Source organism: Actinomyces respiraculi, assembly GCF_014595995.2.
Lineage (GTDB): Bacteria > Actinomycetota > Actinomycetes > Actinomycetales > Actinomycetaceae > Actinomyces > Actinomyces respiraculi.
Genome location: NZ_CP063989.1, coordinates 1,971,730 through 1,993,271, shown reverse-complemented (window position 1 = coordinate 1,993,271; position 21,542 = coordinate 1,971,730). Strand labels below are relative to the sequence as shown.

Below are 21,542 nucleotides of genomic sequence, written 5' to 3'. Positions count from 1 at the left end.
ACCCCCCACCGCCCTGGTCATGCTCAACCTCAGCACGGGCTACACGCCCGCCCTATCCTGATGAGAAAACCTCAGTGCCTCCAGAACCGTGGAGCGGCACAACGACGTCGAGATGGAACTCACCATCGACGCGGCGGGCGCGCATGGACCCGCCGCGCTCCAAGGTACGGTCGGAGATTCCTCGCAACCCGAACCCGAAGGCGGGTACTAACTCCGGTGGCTCAGCCGCAGCGCCCCAGCCGAAGTCGTTGATGACGGCCAGCTCCATCTGCTGCTCCTTTGCTGCGAGGAAGATGCGCACTGTCCGGGCGCGGCCATGACGCAAGGCGTTGGTCAGGCCTTCTTGGACCGCACGGTAGATCAGTAGCGCAATCTCATCATCACTGGCAAGCTCGCGGTCAGATGCTTCATCGCCAGAAACGTCCACAGTCAGACCGGTGCCCCGAAATGATTCGGCGATGAGTTCAAGTGCGGCAAGTCCGCGGGCATCCGCGTCTCGCACCGGGCTCAGGGCTCGTACCCACATCCGCATTTCGGCGAGAGCGTCACTGGTGGTGTCCCTGGCAGTTCGGATCTCTTCCCACGCCTGGTCAACATCGATCCCGCGCATCCTTTCAGCCAGTTCGAGACTCATCGAAATAAGCGTAAGTCGGTGACCGAGCCCGTCGTGGAGCTCCCTCGCGCTCCGGGCCCGTTCGTCTGAAAGGAGGAGCTCCTTTTCCATCTCTGTAGCATGTTGCAGACGATTGATCACCTTCTGATCGTCACGCCGGCGCTTCTCGAAACTGCGAAGCGAAAGTCCAAGGGCGATCCCAAAACACAAGAGCACGGCGACGGGGACGACATTGATCAGTCCTTGAATCACGCCCGTGAAAAACGCTCCCCACGACGTCAGGTTGTCAGCTACATGTAGAGCGAAACCTACGCACAGAATCCATGCGGCTGCATGGATCCCTGCTCTGAGAGAAACGTCAACGACGGCGAACGCGACTATCAGAAGCAGGACCGGAATGGTGAAGTTCAGGGTACCGAAGACCGCGATCGGTGTCGCCAGGAGAACGGCAAGTATCGTCCACTCAGCGCCGTGACCGGCGCGGACGATGCGCGGGCGCAGTGCCCAAAGGGCGGTGACGATCGGAACGAGAGCCAGCCATGTGATAGCGACGGGGAGCCCGTCTCCTGTTTCCGCCGCGTCGACGGTACGCAGAACTGCCGCGGTAAGCAGACAGCAGAGAGCGGCTGCCTGGAGGACCACCAGCGTGCGCTCGACACTCACGTGGAACGAACCCATACGATCAAGCCTACCCTCGCTGAGCGCCGAGCACCCATGACCGTGGTCATCTCTATGTCGTGACTGTGGGTAGAGGTGCTGGCCTCACACCCGGGCATAGAATCGAGTGTCCCAACCACTCAAGTCCGATAATCCGATAAAGTGGGGAGCAAGGATGCCGCTTGACCTTCAGTACTTGCGATACTGTCAGCCGGGAAACCCATTCTACGCTCCTGCGGTTGTTGATAAGACGGGTCTCGTCTTCGATGTTTCCACTCATGCGGGTACCGGGTGGATTTCGAAGACCACGCACCCATGGATCAACTGGATTCCTAGCGAATGGTCATTCCCTCGGCAGGGATGGAAGATTCACGTCTCGGCGACGCCTGAGAACGCGGCGACCGCACTTTCGGCCACAGCGCAGTTTTGTTTCCGTGCCGGTTTGGCGTTCAAGCATCTAGCTTCCGCCCGTGACCTACTGAACCAGAACGGTAAGTATGCGGATCGGTCTGCGGCCGGAAAGTTCATAACCGTCTACCCCGGCTCGGACGAGGAGTTCGCTTCGACTCTTGATGAGCTTGACGGTCTCCTCGCTGGAAATGAAGGACCGTATATCCTCTCGGACAAGCGATGGAGATCAGGGCCTGTCTATTTCCGATACGGTGCCTTCGTCCCACCGTCCGACGAGGCACCCTTCGTCTCAACGTTGATCGACCCTGAGGGCAACGAAGTCGAGGACCCTCGTCGGCCCACGTATACGCCTCCGGACTGGGCGACACTGCCGGAAAGGGTGGCCGCTGCCATTGATGACGAGGACGTCGATTTCCCCTTCACGATGCGCTCCGCGCTTCACTTCTCCAATGGCGGCGGTGTGTACCTCGCCGAAGCCACGACCGATGAGTATGTGCCAACGGGCACACCCGTCGTGCTAAAGGAAGCACGCCCCCATGCGGGCTTGGATGTTGACGGAACCGATGCAGTAACCAGGCTCAGCCATGAAGCCGATGTGCTGCAAGCGCTGGAAGGTTTCGACTGCGTTCCGGCCTACTACGGGGCGTTTACGGCCTGGGAACACCGATTCCTCGTCATGGAGCATGTTCACGGTCAGGATCTTAAGCGCGAATGGATGACGCGAACCCCGGTGCTGCGCCCGGCTCCCTGGGATCTCCACGACGATACCTACGTGGCCTGGCTCTCCTCGACTGTCGAACGTCTGGACGAGGCTTTGGCCGCCGTACATGATGCGGGATGGCTCCTTGGTGACATTCATCCCAAGAACGTCATCATGCGAGACGGGACCTCCCCCTGTTTCATTGATTTTGAGTTCGCACACCGCATGGACCCCGACTGGCGCTGCCAGCAGGGCGCTCCGGGCTATGAACCCTTCTTTGGACTGACCGGCACTGCAGCCGATCGATGGTCGATGGGAATGATGGAGCTAGACCTGATCTATCCCCAAGCCACGATTGCCGATCAAGGCAATGCGTGGAAGATCGAGCAGTTACTCAACACCGGCACCCACTCGCTTTCCGTACCCGAGTCGGTACGTACCTCAATCCGCAACGTTACGGTCGATGTGTTGCCTGCTTCGCGGAGGGATGAGATCAATGACCGCGTCTGCGGAATCGAAGCCCTCTCCGATGCCAGGCTGCGCGAAGAGATCACACGCGGTCTCCTGAGACTGATGGACTGGGGCGATGAGGGCCCGCTCGCACCCGGAGACATCGCCCTGTTCGCTTCCGACGGGGCAGAGCATCAAGCAGGGTACCCGTACGGTGGCGCAGGCATCATCGACCAACTGCGCCGCTCACCGGCCGGGGTCGACCACCATGCCGCAGATGCGTGGCTGGCCGCCCGTGTTGGTGATATTCACTCACGAGGCCTGCGGGGCCGGGAAGGCTTGGCCTATGCCGCCCGCGATGCTGGTCTCCGTCAAACACTGACCGCCCTGGAGTCGACATCCGGTCGGGAGCCGATCAATCCGACTCTCTGGTCAGGCTGGGCTGGCGTTGGCCTGTATCACCTTGAATCAGGTGATGATCCGCTCATGGCGGCACATCACCTGGAGAGGCTCCTCGACAAAGGTGTCCAGGGAGAGACCGTGGGCCTGCTCAACGGCTGGTGTGCCGCCGCGATCTTCTTCGCCAGACTCCATGAGCAGACAGGGGAAGGCCGATATGTCTCCCTTGCCATGCGAGCAATCGAGGCGGATCTCGTGCGATGTACGACGACGAAGAACGCCACCTTGGAATTCGACGAGGGCTGGCGAACCCTGCCGTATCTCGGCGTCGGCTCCCTTGGTGTCGGACTGGCGATACTCGAACTGCAGCGCGTCACGGACTCACAAGTGTTTTCCGAGCCCTTGGCAGAGATCGACGCGGCGGCCACGTACCACCAGTGCGGCCAGGCATCACTGGCCCACGGACTCGCAGGTTTCCTGATTTACCTCAACCGGCGAGTGCGGCGTCGACCGAGCCCTGTACTCGACGAGGTCATCACCTCACATCTGCAGTCCTTGCGCCTCCACGCCGTTGCAGATGACACGGGCGTGTTCTTCCGAGGTAACCAAAATCTTCGCCTGTCGTCAGACTATCTCACTGGAGCTAGCGGCGTGCTCGCTGCCCTGAACGAGATCCTCGACGACACCCCAAGCCTCCCGTTCGGAATCTAAGAACGGGTGACATCTGCGGTGAAAGGAGGTGAATGATGAACCGCATCCTTGAATTCCAGACTATTGAAGGCGAGGTCGACGCGCACGATGCCGCGCGCGTAAGCACCTTCAGCGTGATCCCGCCGTGCCCAGGCTGGCCCAGCTCGATCACGTGGGGCAACTGCTGAGGCCCCTCACAACCGGTGGCTGCAGTCCTGATTGCGTACCCGCTCAGGACCGCAGCCACCGCCCGTGACCATGTCTACCTCCCTTCAAGAAAGAAGTTGCCTTGACCACGATGCTCAGCGCCACAGATCTCCGACGGACCGTCAAATCAGGGTCGATGACGACCGATATCCTGCACGGATGCAACCTTGAGCTGCACGGTGGCGGCCTGACGGCAGTGGTGGGACACTCCGGCTCTGGAAAGTCGTCGTTGCTCATGTGCCTCAGCGGTCTCGATGAACCAACGTCGGGGACGGTCACCATTAACGGGCAGGACATCTACCGCCAATCGGCTAGCCGACGCGCGAGCATGCTCCGAACCGAGATCGGATTCGTCTTCCAGCAGTACAACCTCGTTCCTTTCCTCACCGTCGAGGAGAACATCGCGCTTCCCTTCCAGCTCGATCGAGCGAAGGTACCCCGCGACACGGTCACCCAGCTCATCGAGTCGTTCGGTCTCGGTCATCGACGCCGTGCACCAGCACGGACTCTCTCCGGCGGCGAGCAACAACGGACCGCTTTGTGTCGTGCTCTGGCGCGACGCCCGGGCATCGTCTTCGCCGACGAACCGACAGGTGCGCTGGATTCCCAGAGCACGGGTATCGTCCTTCACACACTAAGGCGGATGGCAGACGAGGGGCAGATGATCGTCATGGTCACCCACGATCTGGAGGCTGCAGCCTTCGCCGATACCGTCATCGTGATGCACGACGGACGCACCGTTGATACCTTCGGTCGCACCACCAGCCAGGAGCTGCTGGGCATCATGTCTGGTCTTAGGGCGTGAACACATGCAAGTATACGTAATAAGAATGTTCGCCGACGAATGGCGACAATGGACACCCGCCATCGCGGTTGTCGCCGTGATCGCGACGATGATCGGCCTTTGCATCCATCAGTTCGCCTGGACAACCACGCCGCAGTTTCGTGACGCCGTCGCCAGCGCCAGCGTGCCCCTCGCCGAGTTCCAGATCCTCTCGGTCACCATCTACACGGTGATTGCACTCGTCTCCTGGGTAGCCCTGACCGTAGTCGGCCGAGCGAGTGTCCAAGCCACCCGCTACTCCCACGCGCTCTGGCTCCTGCTCGGGGCATCCCCACGAGCAGTATTCCTCTCCACGATACTTGTCCTGGCCATCGTGAGTCTCTGCGGTGCGATCCTCGGCGCCCTAGTATCGACACTCCTGGCCCCCTGGGCGATACCGGCGTTCAATACGGAAGTGTCTGCTAGCGTTGACCTACCGGGATTCACCATCGCTCCGTGGGCTCCTGTTGCGATCGTTATCGTCAGTGTCGTCACGGCGATGGTCGGCGGGCTGATGCCTGCCTGGCAGGCATCTCGCATACAACCCAGAGTCGCTCTGCGCACGTTCCACCAGTCGAACCGACGCACAATCTCGACAGTCTTACGGGTCATCGCCGGGTTCTTCTTCCTAGCAGTTGCCGCCGCTCTTGTCGTGGCTTCGAAGTTCGCCTCCCAGCTCGGGTCCACCGGCCCCGGTCCGATGTTTAACCTCGCAGTCAACGCCGGTGGCAGTGCCTTGATCGCCATCTACCTCCTATGCCCTGAGGTCGTCAGGTTCATCTTCTGGTTTCTTCACAAGCTCTTCGCGAGCACAGGATTGGTGGTGCCGGCACTGGGCACTCGTGCCGCGGCAGCACGGGCACAAGCCAGTACCACGACGATCGCCCCACTGGCTGCTGGCCTCGGAGGGATCAGTCTGCTGCTGTGCGCTGTGAACTCGGTGGCCGCGATGACCCAGATCCTTCAACCCGGAACATCAACAAACCTGGCCGATGTGTGGACGATTGTTGCCGTCGTCGCTGTGTCGATGCTCGCCACGAGCGCGGCTGTGGTCGCACTGTCGGCCCGTGGACGCGGACGCGAGATCGCTTTGATCCAGGCAGTTGGCATGCACGCAGGACAGGTTCGTATCCTCATCGCAGCGGAAAGCTTCGCGATGTCCCTAGCCGCCGCAGTCACGGCAGTCGTCCCCGTGGTCACCGGCGGACTGGTCTGCGCCTTCGTGTCGGAGGCTGCTCTCGATGGTGCCTCCGTCGTGGTGTGGCCGTTGCCGAGCATGCTGTTCGGATTGCTCGCCTCGTGGCTCCTGCTCTTCATCATTTTGTCCATCCCGACGATCGGGCTCCTCCGTGATGGACCAGGCGCACAGTTGCGGGAGCAGGGGACCTGATGGATCGGACTGCCGTCGGCGTCATTGAGCCACACATCCGTGATCTCGCCGAACACCTACACACAGTCAAAACACTCGGGCCTCAGGCGCAAGAACCACCGCCGATATCGCACGAGCGCATCCAATCCGTTCGGCTTCAGACTCCCACTGGTGCCAGGATCGTCGAGACGGTCACGCTCCGTCCCCGAGAATCTCTGGTTCTAGCAGCAGATCGCAGCATGTTTGCTGTCATCGGTGACATTGATGGTGACGAACACTTCCGCATGCGGATCTACATCGCTGCCGCGAACGGCGTCGAGCTCGTGCATGACGAAGCCCCCGTCTCACCTCGTGTGCGCGCCTTCGGAAGTGGGATTCTCTGGATACGCCGAGACGACTCCCTCAGACCAAACCAGTTACTCTGGTGGCGTCCGGGGAGCTCCCGGCCGATGGTCCTATCGGACGAGCCGGACTCCACTCGCCGCCTCGAACTTCGCAGCGTCACCGACGATATGGCGATCCTTGCCTCTCGCGGTTCAGGCGACACTCGGCATTGGATCATTTCTGGCGACGATGGCTCGATCCCGACCCGTCACCCGTTGACACACCGTGTTTCCGACGCGGACGTCGCCATCTGGAAGCAGACAGTAATTGTTCTCAATCGACCGAACAGGATCGTCTGGGGTGAGAGCCAAGATCACGTCTTGGCCGAGGCGCCGCCCGGGTTCTCCGCCGAACACCTCCAACCGTCAGGTGATGCACTCCTTGTCACCGGAAGGGCCAACGGGCGACAAACCTTCTGGCTGCCTGTTCACGGACCGCAAGCAGTATGGGCCGCACCTCCCGCAGGCACGATGCTCCCGGCCTTCGACTCGGCCACAGAGCAATTGATGTTCCTCGCATCATCACCCGTACATCAACCCCAGATGGTGACAGCGAAAGTGGGAAAGAAACTCCCCCTCGAGCCTACTGGGCGTGCCTCCACCCTGTGTCTGGATGCTGAAAGCGAAGACGGCGCGATGATCCCAATCACGCTCTTCCTCCCACCAGGAGAACAGACGCACCCCCTGGTCGTCCATGTGTATGGAGCCTACGGCATCAGCCTCGAAGGCCCCTTCGATCCATTCACTGACGACCTCCTGGCTCGCGGCGTGGCGATCGCCTATTGCCACATTCGGGGCGGAGGAGAGCTCGGCCCGCAGTGGCACCGGCAAGCTATAGGCGAATACCGATACCGTACAGTTGACGATTTACTCGCCTGCGTGGCCCGACTCCGTGCCCTACCCACCATCACTGCGGATCGCATCATCGTGACCGCCGCCAGTGCAGGCGGAATGACCGCAGCCGCCGCCTGCCTGCGTCAACCAACGTGGCTACGAGGCCTGCACCTCGTACATCCCTTCATTGACCCACTCGCAACCCTGACGAACCCCGCATCGAATCTGGCATCGACCGACTGGGCTGAGTACGGCGACCCCCGGCACAACCCCAGCATCCGGGATCTCCTACAACGGCTCTCACCCATGGCACGTATCCAGGAGCTTCCCGCACAGAGCCACCCACTGCCACGTGCCTGGATCCGCGCCGCGGAGCGCGACGCGAGAGCAGACAATGACGCCATCCATCGTTTCAGCCAGCATTATCGCAACGCTTCGGTCTCACGTCACCCCGGACACGTCATCCAACGAATCACCCCCGGCGGTCACCTCGCGGGAGACTCAACCGAAGCCACAGAAGATGAGAACACGCTCGCTCATGCCTGGATGCTCGATGTCCTCGGAGCACCGTACGAACTGAACAAACCCACAGAAACGGTTAAGCGGTCGGCCCCGACTACATACGCAGCGCCCGACACGACCCGAACCGGCTATCCAGCCGAGCCGTGACGGAGAGGAAGAAACGTGGTTCATGGACCTTACTCCAATAGCAGCAGGTGGCCATCCGCGTCCTATAGGCCGCGTGCGGGTTCGTCTCGGCTGAGCGTGCTCCGGCGAGACCCTTGTCGCTGGGGAACTGCCACTGCCGCTCCTGGAGCGCTGTCTCGCGGGCTTCGGTTGCACCACATTTGATCCCACCGCCTGACCTGTCGACAGGCCGCGAAACTCGTTGGCCTCGGCCCCACGTCACAACAGGACCGACATACGGTACCGTTTCCTGCAGATTCTCGCTTGATTGTTCTTGCTGGTGGTGGCCTGGCACTGCTCGAGGATCTCCAGGCCGAGGTTGCGGTGGCCTCAGGCAGGATTGTGCGGGCGTAGTCCAGGAGGCGGTCGAACTGGGCCTCGACGGCTGCTGCGTCGGGCTGGTCGCGGACCGGGTGGAGCCGTGGCCTTGACGGTGGGCCACGGACTCTTGGGAACCACTGACATCAGGTTGGCCGCGCAGTGGGCGCGGCAGCAGTCAGGACCACCGCGCTGACCACGCGACCGCTCTCACCTACCTTCATGGTCAGGGCGTCGGTCGCCGCGAAGGTGAACGGGCCGGCGTCGCCCAAAGGCCGGTTGCGGAAGGAGAGACGACTTGCTCGTCGAGCCCGGATGCCATGCGCGAGACCTGCGACTTCGACAGCGAGCTGATGTCCAGGGCCTGTACGAGTTTGTCCACGCGCCCCGTGGAGACCGGCCAGGTAGGCGTCGGCAACCACCGTGATCAGCGCCGGCTGCGCCCGTTTGCGGCGCTCGAGCAGCCAGCCGGGGAAGTACGAGCCGGTGCGCAGCCTGGCAGCAGCCACGTCAATGGTGCCACCCGGGTGCCCAGGTCCAGGTGCCGGTAGCCGTTGCGCTGAGCCCTGCGATCAGGGTTGGCCTGGCCGTAGCCGGTGCCGCGCACCGCGTCGGCCTAGGCGCTCGGCAAGGCGTTGATCACCGTCTGCAACAGGTGGCGCATCAGCTCCGGGCAGGCCTGCAACCACCGGCGGTGACACCACTCTACGGGACACACCCACGTGTTGGCCGACAAGCAGAAGCAGGAGCTGATCGCCTTCCGCGACCGGCTCGACCCCGCCGCCATCACCCGCCGCATCGGCGAGTTCCAGGACGTGCTCATCGTCCTGGCCAAGGACACGACCGGCCAGCTCGACCTCGCCCAGTTCCCCAGCGTCCCGCCCGAGGTCCACAAGGGCACCCGCGTCAAGAGAGCCGCCTCCTAGACCCTCCCAGTTTCGCGGGCAGTCCCAGATGAGGCACCAACGAGTCTTTGCGGGCACCTCGACATGAGGCACTCCGGGGCCTGCTCTAGAGTGACGCAACGAGCGGCGACATGTGGTGCCGTTCGCAGGCGCGAGCCGCACGGCTCGCCGAGCAGCTGACGTGGTGGGAGCAAGTGATGGAAGGTGCGGGACGCAGCCTGGGTGCCAGGGCACTGCTGTCGCTGATCTGCGCCGGTCCCATGAGCCGCGCCGAGCTCGGCAGGCGCCTGGGCCTGTCCGCGGCGACGACGACGCGCACGGTACGTCCGCTCATCGAGGCCTCCCTCGTCGAGGAGGGGCCCCCGGCGCAGGCCGGCGGGCCGGGACGCCCCACCCGTCTGCTCGCCGTCGTCCCCACCAGCGCCACCGTTGTCGGCATCAAGCTCACCGACGACCGCCTCTACGCCGTCCTCACCGACGCGCTGGGCCAGGTGCTCGCCGGCGCGTCCCGGCCATTGACGGTGACCGACCCTCACTCCGTGACCACCCTCATCGCCTCGGTGGTCACGCGGCTGGCCCGGCGCAGCGACCGACGGCCCGACGCGATCGGGATCGCTCTGGGCGCGGCCGTCGTCGAGCGGCGCACCGTGGTGGTCGCCAGCTTCCTGGGATGGCGCGACGTGCCCTTGGCCGACATGGTCGGCGAGGCCACCTCGCTGCCCTGCGTCGTGGCCAACGATGTGCGCGCCTTCGCCTACGCCGAGTCCTGGTACGGGACCGGACACGGGCACGACCCCTTCGCCCTGGTCACCTTCGGGGCGGGCATCGGCTGCGGGATCGCGGTGGGCGGCGAGGTCGTCTCCGGGGCCAGGGGCGCGGCCGGCAGCGTCGGGCACCTTCCGGTAGCGCCCTCGGGCCCGAGCTGTGAGATCGGGCACGCGGGCTGCGCCCGCGCCCTGGCCTCAACCGCCGCAATCCTCCGGGCCGCCGCCGAGCACCTGGGTTGCGAGCCGGAGGAGCTGAGCGTCGAGCGGCTTCTGAGCCCGCAACTGCGTGAGCACCCGGGTATCGACGAGGTCCTGCGGCGCGCCGCGCTGGCGGCGGGACGGGTCGTGGGGTCCCTCATCGCCTATGTCGACCCCGAGCTCGTCGTCGTCTCCGGGGAGGGGGTCGCCGTGCTGGAGGCCTATCGCGAGACCTTCGAGGAGGAGATCGCCGGCCTGCGGCACTGGACCGCGGCACCGGTGCCGGTCCTGCTGCGTCCCTTCGAGTTCGACGAGTGGGCGCGGGGCGCTGCCGCCCTGGCGCTCGAGCGCTGGGCACTGGTGGCGGGCGATCGGTAGGCCACCACCCGTCGTCGGCCCGGGCTGTGACAGGAACCATGCCCGGGAGCCGGACCCCCACCTTGGAGCACAACTAAGGGTGCCCTTACATTGTGGGCATGAGTCGCCGCACCACCATCGCCCTGTCGACCGCCGGTCTCCTGACTGCCGCAGCCGCCCTCGCGCTGGCCGCCCGGCCCGAGCGCCACGACGTCCCCGACGTCACCACCGACGACGGCGCCCACCGCCCGCCCCGCGTCATCATCGCCGGCGGTGGCTACGTCGGCTTCTGCGTCGCCCGCTCCCTGCGCGCCCAGCTCAACCTCGACCAGGTCGAGATCGCCGTCATCGACTCACGCGCCTACATGACCTACCAGCCCTTCCTGCCGGAGGTCGCCGCCGGATCCATCCAGCCGCGCCACGTCATCGCCCCCCACCGCCGCAACCTCGAGGGCGTCACGATCATCACCGGTGCCATCACCGCCATCGACCACGCCGCCACGACCGTCACCGTGCGCCCGCCGACCCCCCAGTCCACCCGCGAGCAGCTCGAGCCCTACACCCTGACCTACGACCACCTCGTCCTGGCCCTGGGCGCGGAGGCCCGCACCCTGCCGATCCCCGGCCTGGCCGAACAGGCCATGGGCTTCAAGCAGGTCGAGGAGGCCACCGCGCTGCGCAACCGCGTCCTGACCCGCATCGAGGACGCCGCCTCCACCTGGGACGCCGAGCGTCGTCGCCGCCTGCTCACCTTCGTCTTCGTCGGTGGCGGCTTCGCCGGCGTCGAGGCCATCGCCGAGCTCGAGGACATGGCCCGCGCCACGGTGCGCACCATCCCCTCCATCGACCAGAACGACGTGCGCTTCGTCCTCGTCGAGGGCTCGCGCCGCATCCTGCCCGAGCTGACCGAGGAGCTCTCCGGCTACGGCCTGCAGCAGCTGCTCGAGCGCGGCATCGACGTGCGCCTGTCCACCTTCCTCAACTCCTGCGTCGACGGGCACGTCGTGCTGTCAGACGGCACCGAGTTCGACGCCGACACCATCGTGTGGACCGCCGGCGTCAAGGCCGCACCCGTCCTGCAGACCGCCTCCGACCTGCCCATCGAGCCCCGCGGCCGCGTTACCACCCTGCCGACCCTCCAGGTCGCCCGCGACGGCGTGCCCGTTGAGGGCGCCTGGGCTGCCGGCGACTGCGCCGCCGTCCCGGACCTGACCTCGGAGGACCCGGAGGCGACCTGCGCCCCCACCGCCCAGCACGCGGTGCGCCAGGCCACGGTGCTCGCGGACAACCTCGTCGCGGTCCTCGCCGCAGGCCCCGACGGCAGCGCCGAGCTCGCCCAGTACGCCCACGCCAACATGGGCACCGTCGCCTCCCTGGGCATCGGCAAGGGCGTGGCCCGCATCATGGGCCGGGACCTGCGCGGCTTCGCCGCCTGGACCGCCCACCGCGGTTACCACGTCTGCGCGATGCCGACTCTCAACCGTAAGGTCCGCATCATGATGGACTGGCTCGCCGCCGTCGTCTTCCGGCGCGACCTCGCCTCCTTCGGCTCGATCGCCGAGCCCGGTGCGGCCTTTGCCACCGCCGCCAGGCACGACGCCGTCCTCGCCGAGCGGCGCAAGGCCTCCGAGAGCGGGTCCTGACCGGCTCTGCCGGATGAGTCGGCTTGAGCCGGTTCAGTCGGCTTAGTCGGCGACGACGGCGTCGAAGCGGTCCGCGTACTCCTGGGGCGACAACAGGTCACCCTCCCGGTCGACATCCACCGTGAACAACCAGCCCGCGCCGTAGGGGTCCTCGTTGATCGTCCCCGGCTCCTCGACGACCGCCTCGTTGACAGCGACAACGGTGCCGCTCACGGGCGCCACGAGGTCCGAGACGGACTTGGTCGACTCGAGCTCGCCACAGGGCTCACCCGCCTCGACCTGGGAGCCGACCTCGGGCAGCTCGACGAAGACGACCTCACCGAGAGCGTCGGCGGCGACGGCGGTGATGCCCACGCGTGCGGGATCACCGTCCTCAAGCCACTCGTGATCGGCGCTGTAACGCAGGTGCGAGAGAACAGGCTGAGCCATGACAGGTCCTTCCTAGCAGGTGAGTGGTGGGTGCGGGACGACTCAACGCCTCCGCGAGTAGAAGGGGGAGGCGACGACCGCCACCTCCAGCGGGCGGCCGCGCACATCGGCCACCAGGGCTGTGCCCTCGGGCCAGGCGGGCTGGTCCCCACGGTAGGGCCGCAGCAGCGCCAGCGCCACCGGGTGGCCCAGCGTGGGTGAGAGCAGGCCGGAGGTCACCGTGCCGAGCGCCTCGCCGTCGGGACTCAGAACCGTCGCCCCGGCCCGGGCCGCGCGCCGCCCCTCGCCTGCCAGGGCGACCAGCACCGTCGTGCCCGTGGCGCCCTCGCGCCCGGCCCGCTCGGCCAGTGCCTGGCGGCCCACGAAGTCCGCCCTGTCGAGCGTGACGACACTGCCCAGGCCGGCATCATAGGGCGTCAGCTCCTCGTGGAGCTCATGACCGTACAGGGGCATCCCGGCCTCCAGGCGCAGGGAGTCGCGAGACGCCAGGCCGCAGGGTGTCAGCGCCGGCACCATCTGGCCCCCGACCTCGGTGGGGGAGAGGGCCGCCCCGGTGTCGGTGAGGACCGTCCACAGGTCCTCGGCGTCCTCAGCCCCGCAGAACAGCTCGAAGCCGTCCTCACCCGTGTAGCCGGTGCGGGCGAGCAGGATGGAGTGCCCCGCCGCCGTCGCCCGGACGGCCGCGTAGAAGCGCAGGCGCCCCAGCAGGCTCGGCCCGCACAGCACGTCCGGCCGGTGGCCGTCGGGGGCCTCGCCCTCCTGGGGCCTGAGGGCAGCAGGCATGGCCGCACCGGACTCGATGACCCTGCTCAGCACCTCCTGGGCGCGCGGGCCCTGGACGGCGATGAGGCCCGTGACGAGGGACACGTCCTCGACCACGCAGCCGAACCCCGCGCAGCGCCCCACCAGCTCGGCGGCGACGCGCTCGCGGTTGCCGGCGTTGGGCACCACGAGGTACTCTTCGTCGCCCACGTGGTAGACGATGAGGTCGTCGACGACCCCGCCGTCGGGCGTGACGATCATCGTGTACTTGGCCCGGCCCACCGCCACCGCGCCCATGTCACCCACGAGCGCGTGGCTGAGGGCGGCTGCGGCCTCGGGACCGGTGACCTTGACCTCGCCCATGTGGGACAGGTCGAAGATCCCGGCGCTGCACCGCACCGCGTGGTGCTCGGCCAGGTCCGAGGTGTAGCGCAGCGGCATCCGCCAGCCACCGAAGTCGGTGAAGGAGGCGCCCAGGGCCTCGTGCACCCGGTGCAGGGGCGTGGTGCGCAGGACGGGCGTCGCGGCGGGCGCCGCGTCAGGATCAGTGTGCGTGGTCATCGCTGTCTCCAACTCGGGTGCGGCTGCTGCTCAGGAGCCCAGCGCCTCAAAGGCGCCCGGTGCCGGGCAGGTGCACATCAGGTGCCGGTCGCCCCACGCATTGTCGATGCGTGAGACCGGCGGGAAGTACTTGTCCGTCTCCATGCCCTCCAAGGGGAAGGCGGCGCTGGCACGCGAGTAGGGGCGCTCCCACTGCTCCACGGTCACGGCCGCCAGCGTGTGCGGTGAGCGGCGCAGCACCGACTCCTCCAGCGCGATCTCACCACGAGCCACCTCGTCGATCTCCGCGCGGATGGAGCGTATGGCCGCCACGAAGCGGTCCAGCTCGGCCAGGGGCTCGGACTCGGTGGGCTCGACCATGAGCGTGCCGGCCACGGGGAAGGACAGTGTGGGGGCGTGGAAGCCGTAGTCGATGAGCCGCTTGGCCACGTCCTCCGCGGTGACACCCGTGGCGGCCGTCAACGGACGCAGGTCGAGGACGCACTCGTGCGCGACGTGCCCCCGGTAGGTGTACAGGGTGGGGAAGGAGTCCGCGAGCGCGTGCGAGAGGTAACCCGCGTGGGCCAGCGCCGTGAGGGTCACCTGGCGCAGGTCGGCGTCGGTGAGCGTGGCCAGGTACGTCCACGACAGTGGCGTGACCCCCGCCGAGCCGAAGCGGGCCCCCATGACCGGTGCCCCGCCGAAGCCGTGGTCCGGGTCCCCGGGCTCAGGTTCGGGCGAGCCGCTGGGACCGGCCGGCAGGTAGGGAGCCAGGTGCTCCTTGACGACGACGGGCCCCACGCCCGGCCCACCACCCCCGTGGGGGATGGCGAAGGTCTTGTGCAGGTTGAGGTGGGTGACGTCACCGCCGAGGTCACCCGGTCGCAGCAGCCCCGTGAGGGCGTTGAGGTTCGCCCCGTCGATGTAGACCTGGCCTCCGGCCTCGTGGACGAGGGAGGTGACCTCGGTGACCTGGGGCTCGAAGACGCCGTGCGTCGAGGGGTAGGTGAGCATGATCGCTGCGACGCGCTCGCCGTGCTCGGCCAGGAGGGCGCGCAGGTGGGCGACGTCGATGGAGCCGTCCTCGGCGGTGGCCACCACCGTGACGCTGAAGCCGGCGCCCGCGGCGGAGGCGGCGTTCGTGCCGTGGGCGCTGGCGGGCACGAGGACGAGGTCGCGCCCCTGCTGCCCGGTGGCGTGCAGGTAGCCGCGTACCGCCAGCAGGCCCGTGAGCTCGCCCTGCGCCCCGGAGGCGGGCTGCAGGCTGCACCGGTCGTAGCCCGTCAGGTGCGCGAGCCGGTCGGCGAGCTGGCCGAGCAGCAGGCGCCAGCCGCGCGTCTGGGTGGCGGGGGCGTAGGGGTGGATGCCGGCGAGCTCGGGGCTGAGCCACAGGGCCGTCTGGGCGGCGGCGTTGAGCTTGAGGGTGCATGAGCCCAGGGGGATCATCGTCCGGTCCAGGGCGAGGTCACGGTCCGCCAACCGCCGGATGTAGCGCACGAGGGCGGCCTCGCTGCGGTAGCGGTGGAAGCTCGGGTGGGTGAGGAAGGAACTCGTGCGCACCAGGTGGGCGGGCAGCGGGAAAGACGACGACACAGAGCCGGGCTCTACCGCCTCGGCGGCGTCGGGGCTCACGGCGGCCAGGGCCGTGAGGACGGTGTCGACGTCGTCGTCGGTGGTGGTCTCGTTGGTGCTCACGCCCACGTGGTCGGCGTCGAGCAGCCTCAGGTTGTAGCCGAGCTCCTCCGCCCGCTCGACGGCCGAGCTCGCCGATCCGGGCACGCGCACGCTCACCGTGTCGAAGAAGTCCTCGTGCTCGAGCTCCAGTCCGAGTGCACGGGCGCCGGCTGCCAGACGCTCGGCCCGGTGGTGCACCTGCTCGGCGATGGCCGTCAGGCCCTCGGGGCCGTGGTGGACCGCGTAGAAGGCTGCGACGACGGCCAGCAGCGCCTGGGCGGTGCAGATATTCGAGGTGGCCTTCTCCCGCCGGATGTGCTGCTCGCGGGTCTGCAGGGCCAGACGGTAGGCCTCGTGGCCGTCGGCATCGTGTGAGACGCCGACGACGCGGCCCGGCAGCTGGCGGCGCAGCGCCTCGGTGACGGACATGAAGCCCGGGTGGGGGCCGCCGAAGAAAAGGGGGACCCCCAGGCGCTGGGCGGTGCCGACGGCGATGTCCGCCCCGACGGCGCCCGGCTCGGTCAGCAGGGTCAGGGCCAGGGGATCGGCGTCGACGGTCACCAGGCCGCCGCGCGAGCGCACCGCCTGGGCCGGGCCGCTGAGGTCCTGGACGAGGCCGCGGGTGGTGGTGTGGGCCAGGACCGCCCCCGTCAGGGCTCCGCCGTCGGCGGTGATCGCCTCGGTGCTGAGGACCTCGATGGCGATGCCCAGTGCCTGGGCCCGGGCGCTGGCGACCTCGATGAGCTGGGGGTGCAGGCCGGCGTCGAGCAGCACGGGGGCGTCGGGGCCGCGGTGCGCGCGGGCCATGAGCAGGACGGCCTCGGCGACGGCCGTGGCCTCGTCGAGCAGGGAGGTGGTGGCCACCGGCAGACCGGTGAGGTCGGCGATGACGGTCTGGAAGAGCAGCTGCGCCTCCAGGCGTCCCTGGCTGATCTCGGCCTGGTAAGGGGTGTAGGAGGTCGTCCAGGCAGGGTTGGACAGCACGTCACGTGTGATGACGGCGGGTGTGAGCGCGGGGTGGTAACCGCGTCCGATCATCTCGGTGTGCGGGTCGTTGAGCGCGGCCAGGGACCTGAGGCTGGAGACGGCCGCATCCTCACTCAGCCCGCCCGTCTCGACGTCGGGTGACTCGGGCTGGGGCTGCGGGTCCAGGACGGGCAGGGTGGCGGGCACGACCCGCGCGGCCAGCCCCTCCAGGCTTGTGGCCCCCACGCTCGCCAGGACTGTGGCCAGGTCCTCTCCCGTGGTTCCCAGATGGCGGTGCAGGAAGCGGTCGTGGCCGGTGGCGGGGTGCACTGTGGTGACCTCTCTCTCGTCGTGTGGTCGGTCACATCCTAGGAGGGAGGGCGGACGGGGCGCAGCAGAACGGGCGGGCCAGGAGCGGCGAGCCTGACAGCGGTGGTGGCACTCGGTGTGCGGGGCGACGTCGGCGCCGCCCCTAGACTGCCGGTGATGACCACCGCCGACACCGCCGATACTGCCGCCACGCCCGTGCTCGACGCCCGCTCGGGTGCCCACTCCGGTGCCGGCTCCGCCCGGCCTCGCACCTACCATGTGCGCACCCTGGGCTGCCAGATGAACGTCCACGACTCCGAGCACATGGCGGGACTGCTCGAGAATGCCGGCTACCGGCGCGTCGAGGACGTGCCCGAGGCCGCCGCCCGCGCCACCGACGCCGGCGACGGCGGCGCCGACGTCGTCATCATCAACACCTGTTCCGTGCGTGAGAACGCCGCCACCCGCCTCTTCGGCAACCTCGGCCAGCTCGCGGCCGTCAAGCGCGAGCGCCCCGGCATGCAGATCGCCGTGGCCGGATGCCTGGCCCAGCAGATGGGGGAGGGGATCGTCGAGCGGGCTCCCTGGGTCGACGTCGTCTTCGGCACCCACAACCTCGACGTGCTGCCCGCCCTGCTCGAGCGCGCCCGGCACAACTCGGCGGCCGCCGTCGAGCTCGAGGAGTCCCTCAAGGTCTTCCCCTCCACCCTGCCCACCCGTCGCGAGTCCGCCTACGCCGCCTGGGTCTCCATCGCCGTGGGCTGCAACAACACCTGCACCTTCTGTATTGTGCCCTCTTTGCGCGGCAAGCAGCGCGACCGCCGTCCCGGAGAGGTCCTGGCCGAGGTCGAGGCCGTGGCTGCCCAGGGCGCCATTGAGGTGACGCTCCTGGGTCAGAACGTCAACTCCTACGGCGTGGGCTTCGGTGACCGTGGCGCCTTCGCCAAGCTGCTGCGGGCGGCCGGCTCTGTCGAGGGCATCGAGCGCGTGCGCTTCACCAGCCCCCACCCGGCCGCCTTCACCGACGACGTCATCGAGGCCATGGCCGAGACCCCCGAGGTCATGCCCAGCCTGCACATGCCCCTGCAGTCCGGCTCCGACAAGGTCCTACGCGCCATGCGCCGCTCCTACCGCTCCGCCAAGTTCCTCACGATCTTGGACGACGTGCGCGCCCGGATGCCCGAGGCCGCCATCACCACCGACATCATCGTCGGCTTCCCCGGCGAGACCGAGGAGGACTTCCAGGCCACCCTCGACGTCGTCGAGCGGGCCCGCTTCGCCTCCGCCTTCACCTTCGAGTACTCCCCGCGCCCGGGCACGCCCGCCGCGGACCTCGAGCAGGTGCCCGTGGAGGTCGTCAAGGACCGCTACCGGCGCCTGGACGAGCTCGTGCGACGCATCACCCACGAGGAGAACGTGCGCCAGGAGGGGCGCGTGCTCGACGTCCTCGTGGCCGAGGGGGAGGGGCGCCGCGACGGCGTCACCGCCCGCATCTCCGGGCGCGCTGAGGACAACCGCCTCGTGCACGTCGCCCTGCCCGAGCACCTGGCCGCCGACGACTACGACGGCGGAACCCCGCGCCCCGGCGACATGGTCACCGTGCGCGTCACCCACGGCGCACCCCACCACCTCATCGCGGACTCCGCGCGCTGCGCCCGGCGCCTGAGCGCCGAGGAGGCCGCCGCCAACGAGGCCCTGAGCGCCGGCGACCGGATCTGGTACGACGACGGCCCCGCCCTGTTCGAGGTGCGCCGCACCCGCGCCGGCGACGCCTGGCAGCGCCGCCAGGTCGAGTCCTGCGCCGTGCCCGAGCCGGACACGGCTCCCGTGCGCCTGGGCCTGCCGACGATCCGGGTCGGCGCCCCCGACATGGGTGGGCGCAGCGCCCTGGGCCAGCCCCGCAGCCTGTAGCCGACCGTCACTGCCCTGGGGCGGTCGACGCTGCCAGCCCGCTGAGAGGGTCGGGGCTAGTGGTCTCATCCGCGGGGCGTCGATCTCGTTCCTTGTGCGTTGATCTCGTTCGCCGGGGGAACGAGATCACGCCGTGAGGGACGAGATCACGCCGCGCCTCGTCGCCCGCTCACGTGCGGTCCCGCCCCACCGGCTCCAGGTAACGGCGCAGGTGGGCGATCATGGAGGCGCGCCAGGTCTGCATCACCGGTACCTGCGGGGCGACGCGGTCAGCCGCGTGGTACATGCCCGGCACGACGACGAGCTCGCACGCGACCCCGCTCTCGCGCAGTCGACTGGCGTAGGCAACGTCGTCGTCGTGGAACAGATCGAGGTCACCCACCCCGATCCAGGTCGGCGGCATCCCCGACAGGTCGGTGCGCCTGCCGGGCACGGCGTAGGGGCGGGCGCTGCCCGGTCCCGTGCCGCCCGGCCCGCGCAGGTAGGCGGCCCAGCCGAGGCGGTCGAGGCTGCGGCTCCACAGCAGACGCCCGCGTGTGCGCGGCGCCGAGCCGTGGCGGGCGCGGGTGGCGGCGCGGTCGTCAAGCATGGGGTAGATGAGCACCTGTGCCGCCAGGTGGATCCCGTGGTCCACGGCGCGCTGGACCAGGGAGGCGGCCGTACCGCCTCCTGCGCTCTCCCCGACGACGGCGATGCGCCGCGGGTCCACTGCGCCCAGACCCCCGTTCAGCAGCCAGGTCAGGGCCGTCCAGCAGTCATCGACGTCCGCCGGGTGAGGGGCGGTGAAAGCCGTGCGGTAGTCCACGGCGACCGCCACGGCACCCAGCTCGTTGGCGAGGAGGCGGAAGACCTCGACGTCGGCGTCGGCGTCACCCAGGACATGGCCTCCGCCATGGACCCAGAGCAGGGCTGGCACGCTGCGGCCGGCGGCGAAGGCGTCGCGGGCCGCGGCGCTGGTGGCCACGACGACGCGCACCGCTCGGGCGCTGTGGGCACTGGCGGCGCTGTCGGGGCTGTCGATGGTGAGCGCCTGGAGGTCGAGGGCCGGGTCCCAGGTGCGCTGCGCAGGCATCGCGGGTGGGCGGCCGGTGATGCGGGTCTTCGCGCGAGCCATGAGGGCGGTTAGGGCGGTGCAGGCCAGCGGCTTGCCCAGGGCCAGGGCCGGGGGCACGATGAGGCGGGGAACCTGCAGATCCGGGTGGACCTCGGCCGCGATGTCGCGGTGCAGGTGTAGGCGGTTGACCAGCGCCGCGGTGGTGCCGACGCCCGCCGCGATGACCAGCAGGCCCGGCCGTCGGCACGCCGTCCGCGGGCGATGAGTGCGCGCGCTCATGAGGCCGCCCCCACGAGGACCGCCGGGTCGAGGCTCACGCCGAGCGGCCGTCCGTCCGCGTCAAGGATGACGACGGCGCTCACACGGATCGGCCCGCCGGTGCTGGTGGAGGTCATCCGGGGAGCGTAGCAGTTGCGCGCCTCTCAGTCCCTGGCACGCAGCACCGTGGCGGTGCCCGCCCCGTGCCCCGCCCACGCCGAGACGACGACGGCCACGCAGGTGGTGGCCAGCGTCAGTGCCCCGGTGACCCCGATCTCCACCCAGGGCAGGCGCCCGGGGACCTGTGCCCAGGCGGTGCCTGAGGCCGGTGCGATGAGCGCGGTGCTGATCGCGCACACCACGAGGCCGAGCAGCACGGCGGCGAAGGCGTGCAGCACGCCCTCGAGCACCTGCGCGGCACGCACCTGCCCGGCCGATGCGCCGGCCGCACTGAGCAGGGCGGCGTCGCGCCGCCTGCGGCCGGCACTCATCGCGATGACGGCCACCCCGCCGCTCCACGCCGTGGCCAGGGCCAGGCCGAACACCGACAGGAAGCCGCTCAGGCGGACACTGCCCACGCCCATCCGCGCGCTGCCGAACATGATGACCACGAGGCCGAGGGCGATGAGGAAGGGCAGGACGGTCGCCGTCGAGCGGCGCGACTCCAGCAGCGCAGTGCGGGTGGCCACGTGCCAGGCGGGCCCCGGAACCGGCAGGTGTGCGGCGCCGCGCAGCAGGACGGGCACGAGCCAGGAGGCCAGGACGCACACGAGCACGAGAGCGCCGAGAGCCCCCAGGAAGGAGGCGTCGGCCGCCGTCGAGCTCACGGCACCGTACCGGTGCACGGTGACGGCGCTGACGACGACACCCGCCGTGAGCCCACCCGCCACGAGTAGGCGGGTGAGGACGCCGAGCGCGCGGGCCGGGCGGGAGCGACGGTGCCCCTGCACGCCGGCGAGCAGGTCGGTCTCGGTGGCGTGGGCGGCGCGGCGCGCGGGGCCCCAACCGCCCAGGAGAGTGGAGCCGGCGATGACGAGAGCCGTCCACCCCAGGTCCGTCGGCTCCCAGCGTGGGAGCGTGCCCGGCAGCGCTACGTTCTGGTCGATGAGCAGTGGGATCATGAGCACGCTCACCGGCCTGCCCGCGAGGCAGCCCCCGAGGGAGCCGACTGCGCCCACGACGGCGAGCTGGCCGAGCAGCAGCGCGCGCAGGAGGCCGGGGCGCATGC

At 68.4% G+C, this 21,542-nt stretch carries 16 protein-coding genes; 9 read left to right on the top strand and 7 right to left on the bottom strand.

Annotated features, from left to right (window positions below; genetic code table 11):
* Window positions 1-52: 52 nt before the first annotated feature.
* A complete protein-coding gene (locus ID810_RS08280) occupies window positions 53-1,291 on the bottom strand; it encodes a sensor histidine kinase (RefSeq protein WP_166856747.1) in 1,239 nt (412 codons plus the stop codon).
* 154 nt (window positions 1,292-1,445) lie between these two features.
* Here ID810_RS08280 and lanKC point away from each other — a divergent pair, with 154 nt between their 5' ends.
* From lanKC to ID810_RS08260, 5 genes are all read left to right on the top strand, one after another.
* Window positions 1,446-3,941, top strand: coding sequence for a class III lanthionine synthetase LanKC (lanKC, locus tag ID810_RS08275; protein WP_166856749.1), 2,496 nt, complete (start codon window positions 1,446-1,448; stop codon window positions 3,939-3,941).
* A 35-nt stretch (window positions 3,942-3,976) separates the two neighbouring features.
* Window positions 3,977-4,108 (top strand): hypothetical protein, encoded by a 132-nt coding sequence (locus ID810_RS12665; RefSeq protein ID WP_280528195.1) that lies wholly within the window; start codon window positions 3,977-3,979, stop codon window positions 4,106-4,108.
* Window positions 4,109-4,218: 110 nt separating this feature from the next.
* Window positions 4,219-4,932, top strand: coding sequence for an ABC transporter ATP-binding protein (locus ID810_RS08270; protein WP_243856633.1), 714 nt, complete (start codon window positions 4,219-4,221; stop codon window positions 4,930-4,932).
* Window positions 4,933-4,957: 25 nt separating this feature from the next.
* Window positions 4,958-6,340 carry an FtsX-like permease family protein gene (locus ID810_RS08265; RefSeq protein ID WP_196781491.1) on the top strand — a complete coding sequence of 461 codons (1,383 nt, stop codon included), beginning with the start codon at window positions 4,958-4,960 and terminating at the stop codon, window positions 6,338-6,340.
* Window positions 6,341-6,558: 218 nt separating this feature from the next.
* A complete protein-coding gene (locus tag ID810_RS08260; protein ID WP_166856756.1) occupies window positions 6,559-8,205 on the top strand; it encodes a prolyl oligopeptidase family serine peptidase in 1,647 nt (548 codons plus the stop codon).
* A gap of 482 nt (window positions 8,206-8,687) precedes the next feature.
* Here the strand turns inward: ID810_RS08260 and ID810_RS08255 are convergent, their stop codons facing one another.
* Window positions 8,688-9,050: a transposase gene (locus ID810_RS08255; protein WP_166856758.1), complete on the bottom strand. Its 363-nt coding sequence runs from the start codon at window positions 9,048-9,050 to the stop codon at window positions 8,688-8,690.
* Window positions 9,051-9,266: 216 nt separating this feature from the next.
* Between ID810_RS08255 and ID810_RS08250 the strand changes: the two genes are divergently transcribed.
* From ID810_RS08250 to ID810_RS08240, 3 genes are all read left to right on the top strand, one after another.
* Entirely contained in the window at window positions 9,267-9,467 is a 201-nt protein-coding gene (locus tag ID810_RS08250) for a hypothetical protein (protein WP_166856760.1), read from the top strand.
* 176 nt (window positions 9,468-9,643) lie between these two features.
* Entirely contained in the window at window positions 9,644-10,789 is a 1,146-nt protein-coding gene (locus ID810_RS08245) for an ROK family transcriptional regulator (protein WP_166856763.1), read from the top strand.
* 98 nt (window positions 10,790-10,887) lie between these two features.
* A complete protein-coding gene (locus ID810_RS08240) occupies window positions 10,888-12,411 on the top strand; it encodes an NAD(P)/FAD-dependent oxidoreductase (RefSeq protein ID WP_166856765.1) in 1,524 nt (507 codons plus the stop codon).
* A gap of 42 nt (window positions 12,412-12,453) precedes the next feature.
* Here the strand turns inward: ID810_RS08240 and gcvH are convergent, their stop codons facing one another.
* Genes gcvH through gcvP form a run of 3 tightly spaced genes read right to left on the bottom strand, consistent with a single transcriptional unit; the run spans window position 12,454 to window position 17,112 of the window.
* The gene (gcvH, locus tag ID810_RS08235) at window positions 12,454-12,840 is read right to left on the bottom strand and encodes a glycine cleavage system protein GcvH (RefSeq protein WP_166856767.1); all 387 of its coding nucleotides are present in this window, start codon (window positions 12,838-12,840) and stop codon (window positions 12,454-12,456) included.
* Between the two features lie 42 nt (window positions 12,841-12,882).
* On the bottom strand, window positions 12,883-14,163 hold the full coding sequence (locus ID810_RS08230; protein ID WP_166856769.1) for a glycine cleavage system aminomethyltransferase GcvT: 1,281 nt from the start codon (window positions 14,161-14,163) through the stop codon (window positions 12,883-12,885).
* 30 nt (window positions 14,164-14,193) lie between these two features.
* Window positions 14,194-17,112: an aminomethyl-transferring glycine dehydrogenase gene (gene gcvP, locus ID810_RS08225; RefSeq protein WP_166856771.1), complete on the bottom strand. Its 2,919-nt coding sequence runs from the start codon at window positions 17,110-17,112 to the stop codon at window positions 14,194-14,196.
* A gap of 156 nt (window positions 17,113-17,268) precedes the next feature.
* Between gcvP and miaB the strand changes: the two genes are divergently transcribed.
* Entirely contained in the window at window positions 17,269-19,002 is a 1,734-nt protein-coding gene (gene miaB / locus ID810_RS08220; protein WP_166856773.1) for a tRNA (N6-isopentenyl adenosine(37)-C2)-methylthiotransferase MiaB, read from the top strand.
* 169 nt (window positions 19,003-19,171) lie between these two features.
* Here the strand turns inward: miaB and ID810_RS08215 are convergent, their stop codons facing one another.
* Window positions 19,172-20,335, bottom strand: a complete 1,164-nt coding sequence (locus ID810_RS08215) for an alpha/beta hydrolase (protein ID WP_166856776.1) — start codon at window positions 20,333-20,335, stop codon at window positions 19,172-19,174.
* Window positions 20,336-20,478: 143 nt separating this feature from the next.
* On the bottom strand, window positions 20,479-21,540 hold the full coding sequence (locus ID810_RS08210) for an FtsX-like permease family protein (protein WP_166856777.1): 1,062 nt from the start codon (window positions 21,538-21,540) through the stop codon (window positions 20,479-20,481).
* Window positions 21,541-21,542 lie beyond the last annotated feature (2 nt).

Coding starts and splice junctions, on each gene's coding strand:
- ID810_RS08245 (WP_166856763.1), top strand. CDS start 9,644: ATGGAAGGTGCGGGACGCAGCCTGGGTGCCAGGGCACTGCTGTCGCTG.
- lanKC (WP_166856749.1), top strand. CDS start 1,446: ATGCCGCTTGACCTTCAGTACTTGCGATACTGTCAGCCGGGAAACCCA.
- ID810_RS08270 (WP_243856633.1), top strand. CDS start 4,219: ATGCTCAGCGCCACAGATCTCCGACGGACCGTCAAATCAGGGTCGATG.
- ID810_RS12665 (WP_280528195.1), top strand. CDS start 3,977: ATGAACCGCATCCTTGAATTCCAGACTATTGAAGGCGAGGTCGACGCG.
- gcvH (WP_166856767.1), bottom strand. CDS start 12,840: ATGGCTCAGCCTGTTCTCTCGCACCTGCGTTACAGCGCCGATCACGAG.
- ID810_RS08260 (WP_166856756.1), top strand. CDS start 6,559: ATGTTTGCTGTCATCGGTGACATTGATGGTGACGAACACTTCCGCATG.
- ID810_RS08280 (WP_166856747.1), bottom strand. CDS start 1,291: ATGGGTTCGTTCCACGTGAGTGTCGAGCGCACGCTGGTGGTCCTCCAG.
- miaB (WP_166856773.1), top strand. CDS start 17,269: ATGACCACCGCCGACACCGCCGATACTGCCGCCACGCCCGTGCTCGAC.
- ID810_RS08265 (WP_196781491.1), top strand. CDS start 4,958: ATGTTCGCCGACGAATGGCGACAATGGACACCCGCCATCGCGGTTGTC.
- ID810_RS08240 (WP_166856765.1), top strand. CDS start 10,888: ATGAGTCGCCGCACCACCATCGCCCTGTCGACCGCCGGTCTCCTGACT.
- ID810_RS08230 (WP_166856769.1), bottom strand. CDS start 14,163: ATGACCACGCACACTGATCCTGACGCGGCGCCCGCCGCGACGCCCGTC.
- ID810_RS08210 (WP_166856777.1), bottom strand. CDS start 21,540: ATGCGCCCCGGCCTCCTGCGCGCGCTGCTGCTCGGCCAGCTCGCCGTC.
- ID810_RS08215 (WP_166856776.1), bottom strand. CDS start 20,335: ATGAGCGCGCGCACTCATCGCCCGCGGACGGCGTGCCGACGGCCGGGC.